Origin of the sequence: Brevibacterium spongiae (assembly GCF_026168515.1) — a bacterium.
GTDB lineage: Bacteria > Actinomycetota > Actinomycetes > Actinomycetales > Brevibacteriaceae > Brevibacterium > Brevibacterium spongiae.
Window position 1 is genome coordinate 1,517,324 of the sequence record NZ_CP093443.1, and the last position, 13,484, is coordinate 1,530,807.

15 protein-coding genes are annotated in these 13,484 nt (G+C 64.1%); 7 read left to right on the plus strand and 8 right to left on the minus strand.

What is annotated here, in order from left to right:
- Window position 1 precedes the first annotated feature (1 nt).
- From L1F31_RS06770 to L1F31_RS06795, 6 genes are all read left to right on the plus strand, one after another.
- On the plus strand, window positions 2–748 hold the full coding sequence (locus L1F31_RS06770; protein WP_265419883.1) for an SDR family NAD(P)-dependent oxidoreductase: 747 nt from the start codon (window positions 2–4) through the stop codon (window positions 746–748).
- Between the two features lie 79 nt (window positions 749–827).
- Window positions 828–1,148 carry a 2Fe-2S iron-sulfur cluster-binding protein gene (locus L1F31_RS06775; protein ID WP_265419884.1) on the plus strand — a complete coding sequence of 107 codons (321 nt, stop codon included), beginning with the start codon at window positions 828–830 and terminating at the stop codon, window positions 1,146–1,148.
- Window position 1,149: 1 nt separating this feature from the next.
- Window positions 1,150–2,466: an NAD(P)/FAD-dependent oxidoreductase gene (locus L1F31_RS06780; protein WP_265419885.1), complete on the plus strand. Its 1,317-nt coding sequence runs from the start codon at window positions 1,150–1,152 to the stop codon at window positions 2,464–2,466.
- Window positions 2,463–3,224, plus strand: coding sequence for an HD domain-containing protein (locus L1F31_RS06785; RefSeq protein ID WP_265419886.1), 762 nt, complete (start codon window positions 2,463–2,465; stop codon window positions 3,222–3,224). Before L1F31_RS06780 ends, L1F31_RS06785 begins: the two co-directional genes overlap by 4 nt.
- A 5-nt stretch (window positions 3,225–3,229) precedes the next feature.
- Window positions 3,230–4,768 carry an aldehyde dehydrogenase family protein gene (locus L1F31_RS06790; RefSeq protein ID WP_265419887.1) on the plus strand — a complete coding sequence of 513 codons (1,539 nt, stop codon included), beginning with the start codon at window positions 3,230–3,232 and terminating at the stop codon, window positions 4,766–4,768.
- A gap of 453 nt (window positions 4,769–5,221) precedes the next feature.
- Window positions 5,222–5,398, plus strand: a complete 177-nt coding sequence (locus tag L1F31_RS06795) for a hypothetical protein (RefSeq protein WP_265419888.1) — start codon at window positions 5,222–5,224, stop codon at window positions 5,396–5,398.
- A 59-nt stretch (window positions 5,399–5,457) separates the two neighbouring features.
- Here the strand turns inward: L1F31_RS06795 and rraA are convergent, their stop codons facing one another.
- The 6 genes from rraA to L1F31_RS06825 form a co-directional block, all read right to left on the minus strand.
- Window positions 5,458–5,925 (minus strand): ribonuclease E activity regulator RraA, encoded by a 468-nt coding sequence (gene rraA / locus L1F31_RS06800; protein ID WP_265419889.1) that lies wholly within the window; start codon window positions 5,923–5,925, stop codon window positions 5,458–5,460.
- A 41-nt stretch (window positions 5,926–5,966) separates the two neighbouring features.
- Window positions 5,967–6,989: a D-cysteine desulfhydrase family protein gene (locus L1F31_RS06805; RefSeq protein WP_265419890.1), complete on the minus strand. Its 1,023-nt coding sequence runs from the start codon at window positions 6,987–6,989 to the stop codon at window positions 5,967–5,969.
- 112 nt (window positions 6,990–7,101) lie between these two features.
- Window positions 7,102–7,542 carry a hypothetical protein gene (locus tag L1F31_RS06810; protein ID WP_265419891.1) on the minus strand — a complete coding sequence of 147 codons (441 nt, stop codon included), beginning with the start codon at window positions 7,540–7,542 and terminating at the stop codon, window positions 7,102–7,104.
- A 231-nt stretch (window positions 7,543–7,773) separates the two neighbouring features.
- Window positions 7,774–9,132 (minus strand): dicarboxylate/amino acid:cation symporter, encoded by a 1,359-nt coding sequence (locus L1F31_RS06815; protein ID WP_265419892.1) that lies wholly within the window; start codon window positions 9,130–9,132, stop codon window positions 7,774–7,776.
- Between the two features lie 146 nt (window positions 9,133–9,278).
- Window positions 9,279–9,575 (minus strand): hypothetical protein, encoded by a 297-nt coding sequence (locus L1F31_RS06820; protein ID WP_265419893.1) that lies wholly within the window; start codon window positions 9,573–9,575, stop codon window positions 9,279–9,281.
- Window positions 9,576–9,676: 101 nt separating this feature from the next.
- Complete coding sequence (locus L1F31_RS06825) at window positions 9,677–9,892, minus strand: hypothetical protein (RefSeq protein WP_265419894.1); 216 nt, start codon at window positions 9,890–9,892, stop codon at window positions 9,677–9,679.
- 151 nt (window positions 9,893–10,043) lie between these two features.
- On the opposite strand from L1F31_RS06825, the gene L1F31_RS06830 reads away from it, so the two are divergent.
- Window positions 10,044–11,900 carry an acyl-CoA dehydrogenase gene (locus tag L1F31_RS06830; protein ID WP_265419895.1) on the plus strand — a complete coding sequence of 619 codons (1,857 nt, stop codon included), beginning with the start codon at window positions 10,044–10,046 and terminating at the stop codon, window positions 11,898–11,900.
- A 92-nt stretch (window positions 11,901–11,992) separates the two neighbouring features.
- Here L1F31_RS06830 and L1F31_RS06835 read toward each other — a convergent pair whose 3' ends face one another.
- Together L1F31_RS06835 and L1F31_RS06840 are read right to left on the minus strand one after the other, a co-directional pair.
- Window positions 11,993–12,727: a phosphatase PAP2 family protein gene (locus L1F31_RS06835; protein WP_265419896.1), complete on the minus strand. Its 735-nt coding sequence runs from the start codon at window positions 12,725–12,727 to the stop codon at window positions 11,993–11,995.
- 68 nt (window positions 12,728–12,795) lie between these two features.
- On the minus strand, window positions 12,796–13,461 hold the full coding sequence (locus L1F31_RS06840; RefSeq protein ID WP_265419897.1) for a response regulator: 666 nt from the start codon (window positions 13,459–13,461) through the stop codon (window positions 12,796–12,798).
- Between the last annotated feature and the right edge of the window lie 23 nt (window positions 13,462–13,484).

The following is a 13,484-nucleotide window of genomic DNA, read 5'->3' on the forward strand; positions in this document are numbered from 1 at the left end:
GATGGCCGCAGCGCGCACCGTGCTCATCACCGGCGCCGCCGGAGGACTCGGGCGAGCCTTCGCCGAAGGCTTCGCCACGGCCGGCGACCGAGTGATCGTCGCCGATATCAACCTCACCGGCGCGGAGGAAACGGCCACGGCTCTGCGGGCCACCTCGGCGGAGGCCCTGGCCTGCGAGGTCGACGTCACCGACCGCGCATCGACGCAGGCCCTCGCCGAGGCGGCCGCCGACTTCGGAGGAGGCAGCATCGACGTGGTCATCAACAACGCCGCGATCTATGCCGGCATCACCCGGTCACCGTTCGAGGACATCGGCGACGACGAATGGGACCTCGTCATGGGAGTCAACCTCAAGGGCCCCTGGCAGGTGACGCGCGCGGCCAGCCCCTACCTGCCGGCCGGAGGGAGAATCGTCAACCTCTCCTCGGCGACGGTGATGTCCGGATCGGCCCAGTGGGCCCACTACGTGGCCTCGAAGGGCGGAGTCATCGCCCTGACCCGAGTGCTCGCGAAGGAACTGGGAACCAGGGAGATCACGGTCAACGCGATCGCCCCGGGCTTCACCCTCACCGACGCCAGCTTTGGACTCATGGACGATGCCGCGACCTACGGCGTCGACCGCGGAGCCATCAAACGCGCCAGCCACCCCGATGACATCGTCGGCGCCACGATGTTCCTCGCCTCACCCGAGGCCGGATACATCACCGGTCAGACGCTCGTCGTCGACGGCGGCCGACAGTTCATCTGAGCGCTCTTGACCTGAACCACGCCGCCACCCACCAACTCTTCAGACCGACCACCGACACCACTGTAGGAAAGGGAATGACATGCCGACCGTACATTTCACCGATTCCGAAGGCACCACCCGCGACATCGACGCCAACGTCGGCGACTCCGTGATGGAGACCGCTGTGCGCAACGGCGTGCCCGGCATCGTCGCCGAATGCGGCGGATCCCTCTCATGCGCCACCTGCCACGTCTTCGTCGACGAATCCGAACTCGACAATCTGCCCGAGATGTCGGAGATGGAAGACGAGATGCTGTGGGGCACGACCGAGGACCGCGAGGACAACTCCCGCCTGTCCTGCCAGCTCAAGGTCACCGAGGACACCGATCTGCACGTGACCACTCCCGAAACCCAGGTGTGACATGACCACGACAGCACAGACCCTGCTTGCAGGCGCAGACGGCCCGACCACCCGCACCCAGACCGGGATGCTCATCATCGGCGCCTCCCAAGCCGGCGTGCAGCTGGCGATCTCGCTGCGGGGGACCGGATTCACCGAATCGATCACCCTCCTCGGCGAGGAGGACCACCGGCCGTATCAGCGCCCGGCTCTGTCGAAGGAGTTCCTCCAAGGCACCGTCGACAAGGAGAACCTCATCTTCCGCAGTGCCGAGTACTGGGACGAGCACGACATCGAACTCGTGAAGAACACGCGCATCGCGACGATCGAGAAGAACGCGGACGGCTCCGGCGTTGCCTTTGCCACCGACGGCACCGAATACCCCTTCGCCCGGGTCGCCCTGGCTGTCGGGGCCCGGGCCCGACCTCTCGAAGTCCCCGGTGCCGATCTGGTCGGGGTGACGTATCTGCGCAGCGCCGACGATGCGCTCTCGCTCAAAGGCAGCCTCGATGACTTCACCGACGTCGTCGTCATCGGCGGCGGATTCATCGGCCTCGAAGTCGCCTGCTCGCTGCACGGGATGGGCAAGAACGCCACCGTGTTAGAACACGGGCCCCGCCTCATCGGCCGTGCAGTGGGGGAGGAGACTTCCGACTACTTCTACCAGGCCCATCGCAAGCGCGACCTCGACATCATCCTCAACTCCCGGGTCGAATCACTCATCGACGACGGGAATGGCTCCGTGGCCGGGGTGAAGCTCGCCGATGGCACCGAGGTGCCCGCCCAGCTCGTCATCGTCGGCATCGGCGTCATCCCGAATACGGGACTGGCCGAGCAGATGGGACTGGAGATCGACAACGGCATCGTCGTCGACCGCTATGCGCTCGCCTCCGACGGCACGACCATTGTCGTCGGCGATGTCGCGAATATGCCCAACCCGCTGCCGGACGCCCCGGAGGGTGAGCGGATTCGCCTCGAGAGCGTGAACAATGCGATCGAGCATGCGAAGGTCGCCGCCTATTCGGTCTCCGGCCGGCGCGAGGAATACGCAGGCATTCCCTGGTTCTGGTCGAATCAGGCGGACATGAAGCTGCAGATCGCAGGATTGTCCATGGGGTTCGACTCCACCGTTGTGCGTCGCGATGACGAGAAGGGCAAGTTCAGCGTTCTGTACTACCGCGACGGGCAGATCATCGCCGCCGACTGTGTGAACGCACCCTTGGACTTCATGGCCGTCCGTTCCGCCCTGGCCAAGAACCAGCAGATCCCCGCCGATCAGGCCGGCGATATGAGCGTGATGCTCAAGTCCATCGCCGTCGACCGAGAGGACCCCCGATGAACACCCAGACCGACAGCAGCCGCCGCGAACAGGACTACCCGAACTGGGCCGCAGCGGAGACCGGCGAGTTCGAGACGGACCCGCGTGCCGTCCGCTTCGCCTCCAACTTCCCGATCCGGCCGATCCCGTCCGAAGGACAGGTCGACACGAAGCCGATCTGCTCGAGCCCGACAACCGGGTTCAACGCCCTGTGGAAGGCCATCGAACCCGAGACCCGCACCCGCGGCAACGATGTGCACCTGCCCATCTCCGCCGCCTACGCCGAGAGGCTCTGCGACGCCTACCCGGCAGTCGACCGTGAGCTCGTGCTCGTCACGATCATCCTCCACGACACCGGCTGGGCCCACGTCGACGAATCTCGGATCATCTCCGAGGGCTTCGGCGGTGATTGGCGAAAGGCGACGATCCGGTTCGAACATGAACGCGAAGGCTGCCGCGTCGCCGAACGGGTTCTGCCGGGCCTCGGCTATTCGCAGGAATTCATCGACCGGGTCTGCGAGATCATCGACGGCCACGACACGCGACCGGTCGCGTTCAGCCTCGAAGACGCCCTCGTCCGTGACGCCGATCGTCTGTGGCGGTTCGACCGGGCCGGCATCGCACTCTCCGCCTCATGGTTCGACATGGACATGGCCACATACACCGACCGGCTGCAGCGAGAGATCATTCCCGAACTCATCACCGCTGCCGCTGTGAGCATGGCCCGAGAAGACCTGCGCCGTCAGCGGGATCTGCTGCGCACCGAGGTCATCCGATGAGCACCATGAGCACCGAACCTTCGACCACGCCCACAGTCGAGACGTCGATGACGAGGCTGAATCGTGCCCAGCTGCATCGGGAGCTTCCCTACATTCACGTCGATGACCACTTCATCGACGGTGCCTGGACGCCGGCGGAAGATGCCACCCGCAATCCCGTCACCGATCCGGCCACAGACGACGAATGGGGTTCGGTCCCAGCTGCCACCTCGGCGGAACTTGATCGTGCGGTGGCAGCCGCGCAGCGCTCCCTCGTCGAATGGTCGGCTCTGACTGCCGGGCAGCGCGCGCAGTATCTGCTGCGGATCGCCGATGAGATCGAGGCGCGTGCCGAGGACCTGGCACGGACGAACACTTTGGAGAACGGCACCCCGATCTCCGAGACCCGAGGAGCCGCGGCCAATGCGGCAGGGATCTTCCGACACTTCGCCACCCTGTCCGGGTGGATCGATGACGAAGACATCCGTGACTTCCCGGCCGCCCCCGACTCCTATTCGGTGGTGCGCAAGGACCCGATCGGTGTGTGCGCCCTCATCGCGCCCTGGAATTTTCCGATCAACCTCGTCGTCGTCAAACTCGCTCCGGCGCTGCTTGCCGGATGCGCCGTCGTCATCAAACCCGCCTCGGTGACCCCGCTGTCGATCCGCTTCATCATCGATGCGGTGGCCGCTGCGGGAGTGCCTGCCGGTGTGGTCAATCTGCTCACCGGTCCCGGACGTTTCGGCGACGCCCTCGTTCGGCACCCGGGAATCAGCAAGGTGGCATTCACCGGTTCGACCCCGGTGGGTCGCCGCATCGCCTCGGCCTGCGGTGAGCTGCTGCGACCGGTGACGTTGGAACTCGGCGGCAAATCCTCGGCGATCGTCCTGCCCGACGCCGATCTCGAGGCGATGAAGCGGGTGCTCGTGCGCTCATGCATGCGCAATACCGGACAGACCTGTTACATCTCCACGCGGATCATCGCCCCGACCTCCCGTTATGACGAGGTCGTCGACATGGTCGCGGCGACCATCGCCGGAGGGCCCCAGGGCGACCCATTGGATGCGGAGACCGTGTTCGGTCCCGTGGCCTCGCAGTCTCAGTACGAAACCGTCATGGAGTTCATCGATTCGGCACACGCCGAAGGTGCGAGCGCCGTGACCGGGGGAAGAGCCGCGTCGATCGACATCGACGGCCGCTCGGGCCGCTTCATCCAACCGAGCGTCTTCACCGAGGTGACCCCACAGATGCGCATCGCCAGGGAAGAGATCTTCGGACCTGTCATCTCCATCCTGCGCTATGACGATGCGCAGGGAAGCGACGAAGCGATCGAACTGGCGAACAACACCGAATTCGGTCTCGGCGGGATCGTCTTCGGCGCCGATGCCGAGGCGGCGCAGGCGGTGGCCGAACGGGTCGATTCCGGATCTGTGGGAGTGAACTTCTTCGGTTCGAATCATTCGGCTCCGTTCGGCGGACGCCACGATTCCGGACTCGGGGTCGAATACGGCGTCGAGGGGCTCAGCCAGTACATCACCTACCAATCGATTCACCGAAAGCGGTGAGTCCGGCACGGCAGGTCAGGATCGGTGAGCCGGTCTCGGCGGGTCGCCGCCCCTCAACCGGCGGAGGTCGGAGGCGATGAGGAACTCACGACGTGCCGCCGATAGGCAGGTCGCATGAGGTTCGTGTCTAATCCGCCCCTGTCGCCCTGACCGTCGGTGTGCTCGCAGCTGCGCTCTTCGGGCTCAGCGGGTGCAGCAGCGAGCAGGCAGAAGAACCGCAGTCAGAGTCCGCCCTGGCTTAAACTCTGCCGGTCGTGGCACAGGGGTTCGACTCGACCGAGGGTCTTTCCGCCCACCTGGCCGAGAGATTGGACGGCGTCCAAGTTCGGTTGGAATCGGAGTCGACCCCCCGACTTCGACGAAGAACGCGACGCCGATCGCCTCTATGTCGACTTCGATTCCGGCGGGCAGGAGGCCGCAGACCTGGAAGCGACGGCGGAGATCGTCCAGACGGTGTCGCAGGTAGCCTTCGACGATGACATCCTCATGGTCACCGGAGACGTCTCCGCCGGCAAATGGTCGTACCTCTACGACAAGAGCACGGGCGAGGAACTCACCGCGAGCGGAACGATCACAGTCGCCGAGGTGTGGGATGCTGCCGAACAGGACTTCGACACAATCCACCGGTGAGTCGGCGGCAGTCATACTGACCGCCTGCGTCAGCTGATACCAGTCAGGGTCTCGTGCGTCTACCTCTCGACAACGACACCATCGGCATCGGCGAAGACCATTGCTCCGGGACGAATCGTCGCCCCACCGATCTCGACGGGCACATCGATTTCCCCGGCCCCGTCCTTCGCGCTCTTGCGCGGATTGCTGGCCAGCGCCTTTATCCCGAAATCCATGTCGGCCAGCGCCTCGCGGTCGCGGACGGCCCCGCTGATGACGACTCCGGACCAGCCGTTGCGGACCCCCGCCTCGGCGATCATGTCGCCCATGAGCGCGGTGGCGATCGATCCGTCGCCGTCGATGACGAGGATCGCCCCGTCACCGGCTTGATTGAGGGTCTTCTTGACGAGGCCGTTGTCCTGGTAGCAGCGGATTGTCCGAGCTGGGCCGGAGAAGGAGGTTTTGGCTCCGAAATCACCGAAGTTCAGTGCGATCGAGTACAGCTCATCGCCGCGCTCGTCCCAGAGGTCTGCCGTTGAAACTGTCATGAGCTTGCCTTCCGTCGAATAGGTGAGAGAGTGCGATGTCCTCAGGCGAATGCCTGCGTCCGAGCATAGAGTCCGGGCACCCCGCCCGAGTGGATGAAGACGACCGTGTCGTCGGTTCCGAACCTGCCCTGTCGAACGAGGTCGATCAGGCCGGCGGCTGCCTTGCCGGTGTACACCGGGTCGAGCAGGATGCCTTCGGTGCGGGCGATGAGCCTGACCGCCTCGGTCATACCCGGGGTCGGCAGTGCGTACCCTGTGCCGACATAGTCACCGAGCGCCACAGTGCGTTCTCTTGGGACAGGGGTGAGATCGAGCAGGTGCGCGGTCGAGTCGACGAGGTCGCTGATCTTCGGTTCCTGATCCACGCGTGAACGGCTGACGTTGATGCCGACCACAGGGATATCGCTGCCGGCCGCATGGAGTCCCACGATGAGACCCGCCTGCATGCCGGCCGAGCCGCTGGGCGTGACGATATTCGTCGGCTGGAGCACCGCCTCGGCGAATTGGGTGAGCATCTCATGAGCGCAGTCGACGTAGCCGAGAGCTCCGATCGGATTCGAACCGCCCACGGGGATGACATAGGGGCTCTTCCCCTGCGCCCGCAGCGATTCGGCAAGAGCCTCAGCCTCGCCGAGGAGGTCGCTGCCGTTGCCGAGCACCCTCACCGAATCAGCGCCGAGGAGGTCGAAGAGCAGGAAATTGCCCGTGAACTCCGGTGGGTTCGCCCCGGCCGGGCCGAGTCCGACGCCCTCAGGGCCGAGGTCCTCCTCGACGATGAGGTGGCAGTCGAGACCTTCGGCGCGGGCCGCGGCCAGGGTGAGACGGCAGTGGTTGGACTGGACCCCGCCGACGGTGATGAGGGCGTCGGCTCCTTTGCTCAGCGCATCGGCGACGAGGAACTCGAGCTTGCGAGTCTTGTTCCCGCCCTGGGCCAGGCCCAGCCGATCGTCGCGTTTGATCCAGATCTGAGGCCCGCCGAGTTCGGCCGAGAGTCTGGGCAGATGCTCGAGCGGTGTCGGTCCATCGGTGTAGCTGCGACGGGGGAATGGGTTGAGGGCGACCATAGTTCCTGAGTCTACTGACCACCGTTCGCGAGTCCACCCGGTGATGCGACCGCGAACCTGGGTGCGGCCGTGCACCCGCCCCCGGACGAAGAGCGGTCCTCAGTCATGGGACTCAGCCATGGAAGCTGATGTCCTGAACGGCCTGCTCTTCGTCGACCTCGGCCGTCTTGTTCGCGACGGTCAGGGCCATCACCTCATGGGAGACGGAATTCTCGTAGACCACATCGGTCCAGATCGAGTCCCCGTCGGCGGCGATGCGAGCCCAATGGGTCGCATGCTCATCACCATGGTCGGCCAGGCCATCGACGACGCTCGGTGCGGCAAGCTCCCCGACGTCGATGTCATCTCCGTTGCCCCATGCCTGCACGAGTTCATCGGCATAGTCCGAGGCCGCTGCGGGATAGCCCGAACTCTGTGGTGCCTGGACGGTGCCGGCGGCGGATTGGGCTTCGGGGGATGCCGATGCCGGCCCGGCAGACATTCCCAGTGCGGCGAAACCGGCGACTGCGGCGATTCCCAATGCGGCAACGCGACTGTGGATGGTGGTGGGCATGGTGACTTCTCCTCTTCCAGAACACGGTCATTTCTGGAGACGAGTATCGTCAGCCGAAGTGAGAGCCGATACGCGAAGTCTGAGTGATCGCTTGGAGGCGGGCACATGAATGCGAATGTTCTGTTGCATTCATGCGACATCTCGGAGATATTCAGCGGTTCCAGGTATCCGAGCGCGGTGTCCTTAGACGAGTATCACAAAAACAAGGGTCCTTACGGAATCAAATCGTGATCATCGTTCTGACGCGGGCGCTGTGTCGGCCGCCTCGGCGTGGGCGCTGTCTTGGCCGTCGTGTTCGGCCTCGTCTTCAGTCTTGTCCATCCAGTCCTTGCCGTCGAGGATGCGTGCGACCATCATCGAGCTCGCTTGGTCACCGACCGAATTGACAGTCGTCGCAGGGGGATCGATGACTGTGCCGATGATCTGGATGATCGGCAGGGCTGCGGCGGGGAAGCCGTAGAGAGTGATGATCATGAGCTCCCCGATGAATCCGCCGGAGGGGATGCCCGCCATGACCATCCCGGCCAGCAGGGCGACCCCGATGGCGATGAGGATGTTCTCCACCGTGAAGAAGTCACGCTGGAAGACGGCGAAGAGGAACGCGATCTTGAGGATCGCCGACAGGCTCGACCCCTCCATGTGGATCGTCGCGCCGATCGGAACGATCGTCTCCCGGATGTCGCGGGGGACTCCGATGCGCTCGCCCGCCCGCAGGTTCGCCGGGATCGCCGCCACCGAGGAGGACGTGCCCAGAGAGATCGTCGTCGGTTCGAGGATGTTGCCCCAGAATCGAGCGAGTCCGCGGCGACCGCCGGCGAAGAAGGCATAGAACGTGAACGCAACGATGAAGTAGACGATCGCCACCGGGTAGTAGACGAGGAAGGCACGGACATAGTCGCCGACGAGCTGCGAACCGAGTTCACCGATGAGGGCCGCGAAGTAGGCGCCGAGCCCGATCGGAGCGTAGTACATGATGATCGATGTGAACTTGAGGAACACCTCGGTACCGGACGCGAGGAACTGCGCGAACGGTTTGCCGGCGTCTCCGATCCTGCTCGTCGCGAAGCCGACGATGACGGCGAAGACGATGAGGGCGAGCATATGCTCAGCGGACAGGATCTTCGAGAAGTCATCGACGACGACGGTCTGCACCAGCTGTTCGCCGATGGAGCCGACTTCTTCGACGTTCTCCGGCTCCTTCATCTCCACGTGCACTCCGTCCGTGGCGTTGAAGATGCCCAGAGCTGCCACCATGACGATCGAGGCGATGACTCCGGTGATGGCGAAGACTGCGAGCATGCCGCCCATGATCTTGCCCAGTCGGGCAGCCGAGGACATGCCGGAGACCGCGGAGGCGATGGAGAAGAAGACGAGCGGCACGACGAGGGTGAACATCATGTTGATGAAGAGCGTGCCGAAGGGTTTGATGACGGTGGCACGCTCGCCGAAGACGAGGCCGATGATCGCGCCGATGGCGACTCCGGCGAGGATGAAGAGCGGGAACCGATAGTTCCGGAGGATCCGGAGAAACCTCGAGCCTTGCGTCTTCGAGTTCGTGGTCTGCGCATCCGAGGCAGCGGGGGAGGACATGGGGCCCTGCCTTTCGTATCAGCAACGTTGCTCCGCCGTCTGCACGGCGGGGCGTCATGGCCCTGGCGATACTACCCGGGACACCATGAAACCCGGCACACGGATGACCGTGTACCGGGTTTCAGGAGTTCGCTCGAAGAGGCGAATCAGGCCTCACGCGACGTATCGGATCTCTCGGAATCCTCAGCGTCCGATGTCGGCGTCGCCGCGGACTCGTCGATCGCCTCGTGCGAGCCGTCGGGGCGGCGGTGGAGAGTCACACCTTCCGCCTCGGCAGCCTTCTTCAGCTCGTCCTCGGTCGGCTTTTCGTCGTATCCGGGAGTCGAGCCATACGCGACATCAGGTCCGCTTGCCTTCGACGCGAATTCGTCGAGCTTCTCGTGGACCCTGTCGATCTTGTTCTGGGGATCCTTCTTGTTCTGTGGGTCATTGCGGTCACTCATGTTTCAACACCTCACTGACTCGAAGACGTCTTACCAGCGACCTTAGCTGCTTTTGTGGATTCGTCCAGGGGCGGCAGCATCATGGATGCAGTTGCAGAGGTTCAGTCCTCGTAGCTCGAGTGGGATTCGTCGACGGCGAAATGAGAGCCGTCGGCATTGCGGTAGAGCTTCACCCCTTCCTGCTCGGCGGTGGCCTGCAGGCGCTCCTCGGAACTGTCCTCCCGGTAGCCGACCTTCTGGCCCTGGCCGATGTTTGCGCTCCTGAACGCCTTGGAGATGTGCTCGATCGTGTCGGCCAACTTGGTCGGACGATTCATTTCTGCGGTCATGATCCTTCGCCCCATTCCCACGCAGATGGTGTGGAGAACTATATCTCTCCTCGCTCCCGAATCCCAGGGCCCGCGGTCCTGCCTGATCGTTCAACCGCGATAGCCTTTCCTGAACGAACGATTAGTCTAGACTGGGTGCGTGACTGACGAGAACACAGGCAATGGTGCCCAGCAGACCATCACGGAGTCCGTCCTCTCGGCCAAGGACATCGACTTCCTCCTCTACGACTGGCTCAAGGTCGACGAGCTCTGCAGCCGGCAGCGCTTCTCCGACCACTCCCGCGACGTCTTCGACTCGGTGCTTTCGGCCAGCGAAGAGCTTGCCAAGGAGCAGTTCGCTCCGCATGCGCGGAAATCCGATCTCAACGAACCGACCTTCGACGGCACAGCGGTCTCGCTGATTCCCGAGATCAAGTCCGCACTCGATCAGTTCGCCGGCATCGGGCTGCTGTCGTCGACGATGGATGAGTCCGTCGGCGGCATTCAGCTGCCGCAGACGGTGGCGAAGGCCTGCTTCGCCTGGTTCCAGGCCGCGAACATCGCCACCGCCAGCTACCCGATGCTGACCATGGCCAATGCCAATCTGCTGCTCGAATACGGAACCGAGGACCAGATTCAGAAGTACGCGCTGCCCGAACTCGACGGTCGCTTCTTCGGCACCATGTGCCTGTCCGAGCCGGACGTCGGTTCGTCGCTCGGCGACGTCACGACGAAGGCCGTGCCTGACCCCGACGGTGGGGACGGTGCCTACCGCATCCACGGGACGAAGATGTGGATCTCCGGCGGCGATCACGAACTCTCGGAGAACATCGTCCACCTGGTCCTCGCCCGTGCCGAAGGCGACCGCCCCGGCACCAAGGGGCTGAGCCTGTTCCTCGTGCCGAAGCACCTGGTCAACGACGATGGCAGCCTCGGCGAGCGCAATGACGTCGTCCTGTCCGGACTCAACCACAAGATGGGGTGGCGGGGGACGACGAATACTCTGCTCAACTTCGGCGAAGGCGCGCACACTCCGGCTGGTGCCGCTGGTGCGGTCGGCTGGCTCGTGGGGGAGCGGGGACAGGGTCTGGCCTGTATGTTCCACATGATGAACGAGGCTCGCATCGGCGTCGGGGCCGGCGCTGTCGCCCTCGGCTACCATGCCTACCTCGATGCCCTGCGCTACGCCCGCGATCGCAGGCAGGGCCGCCCCGACGGCGCCAAGGGCTCCGACTCCCCGCAGATTCCGATCTCCGGGCACGCGGACATCCGGCGCATGCTCATGGCCTCGAAGAGCTACGTCGAGGGCGGACTCGGCCTCGTCCTCTACGCCGCCCGACTCCTCGACGAGTCCGAGACTGCCGAGACACAGGCCGAGCGTGACCGGGCCGCACTGCTGCTCGACGTGCTCACCCCGATCGTCAAGACCTGGCCGAGCGTGTGGTGTCTCAAGGCCAACGATCACGCCATCCAGGTGCTCGGCGGCGCGGGGTACACACGCGACCACGATGTCGAGCAGCTCTACCGCGACAACCGGCTCAACCCGATCCACGAAGGCACGCACGGCATCCAGGCGAAGGATCTGCTCGGCCGCAAGGTCGTCATGTCCGGGGGAGAGGGTCTCAAGGTCCTGCTCGAGCAGATGCGGTCGACCCTCGCCGAGGCGGCCGGGACCTCCGAATGGAACGACGAGGCCGCGGCACTGAGTGCCGCGGTCGATCGGATCGAATCCGTGACCGCAGCGGTGTGGTCACGTGGTGATCCGGAGGTGGTGCTGGAGAACGCTTGGACCTATCTCGAGGCGGTCGGTCACACTGTGCTTGCCTGGCTGTGGCTGCAGCAGGGCATGGCCGCCGAGGAGGTGGTTCGCGACCGAGGGCACTCATCGTTCCTGCGGGGCAAGATCGCGACTGCGCGGTATTTCTTCACCCATGAGCTCCCGTTGACCGGTCCGTGGTTCGACCTCGTCGAGAGCAGGTCGACGACGTTTTCAGACCTCGATGAATCCTGGCTGTGATCGTGTGCCCGTCGGGTGTTGCATGTCGGACGCAGTCGAATCGGCTGCATTCCGACTCGTCGCATGACTTCGGCTGTTGAGCGGGGCGCCGCTCAGGTCCGGAAGTCCGGCACACGCTGGTCCAGCGTCGTGATGATGCGCAGGAACAGACCGCCGGCGATCAGTCCGCCTATGAGGTCGGTGGCCCAATGCCAGCCGAGTGCGAAGGACACCACGACGGAGTTCACGCTGATCGCGGCGACACCCCACCAGAGCAGTCGCACTGTACGCGTGGAGGTGCTGCTGTAGGTCGCGATGAGGTAGGCGACCGCACCGTAGATGAGCACGGCCTCAGCGGCGTGGCCGGAAGGATAGCTGATTCCGCGGCCGCCGATGTCGATGAGGCCGCCTTGGAAGAACCTCGGGTCGTGAAGCGTCGTCGATGGGCGGGCGAACAGCACTTTGAGTGAGCCGACGCCGAGGTAGAAGGCGGCTTCAGCGGCGGCGGCGAAGACGATGGGTCGCCACGATCGTCGCTTGCGGGACAGGACGATCGCCGTGATCGCGAGCACCGGCAGGCAGACGGCCTGGCCGGCAATGGGGTCGAGGATTTGCTGGAAGAACCAGACGATGTCCGGTTCAATGAGGTAGATCCACCGACGATTGAGCTTGTAGTCCCAGACACGCAACGGTCCCATGGCAAGCAGGGTCAGCACGATGAAATTGGCCGTCAGGAACCAGATCGAGGTTGCCAGAGGCAGCAGCCCCCGTATTCGAGTCGTCCAGGGACCACGATCTGAGGGGCTGCTGATCAGCTTCTCGGATTCGACATATGACTCAGCAACCATCAGCTATGAGTTTAGTCGGCGGAGACAATCACTTCTGCTGTGGGTGATAAAGAAACGGTGAATTCTGTTCAAAACCCTCTGCCCCGCACCACCATCGTCGCAATGCGCACGCGATTGTTCGTATCGAGCTTGATGTTGATCCGATTGAGGTGGGTCTTGACCGTGGCCAGACTCATGAACGTCTGCTCCGCGATCTCCTGGTTCGACAGCCCCTCGGCCACGAGTTCTGCGATCTGCCGTTCGCGGTCGGTGAGTGCGGCCAGCAGTGTCACAGCTTCACGCTGCAGACGCTGGTCGGAATTCGACGTGACCTTGGCGATCATCTGCCGCATGGACTGCGGGGCGAGAATCGGTTCCCCGGCATGGACCTTGCGGACCGCAACGGCGAGATCCACCGGGCCGATGTCCTTGAGCAGGTATCCGGAGGCTCCGGCTTCGAGTGCTCGGAAGAGGTGATCGTCGCTGTTCATGCTCGTCAGAGCCACCACCTTCGGTGCTCGCACGCTGTTGAGCAGACGCTGGGTGGCTTCGATCCCGCCGATTCCCGGCATCCTGATGTCCATGAGCACGAGATCGGGATAGTGCAGGGACACGGCTTCTATGGCCTCTTCGCCGCTCATCGCCGAACCGACGACTTCGATATCATCGGCCGCCTGCAGGATTCCGCGGATGCCGGTGATGACCATCGGGTCGTCATCGACGATGATGACGCGGATCGGGGCGGATAGGCTCATGTGCGTCACATTACCCGAGGCCC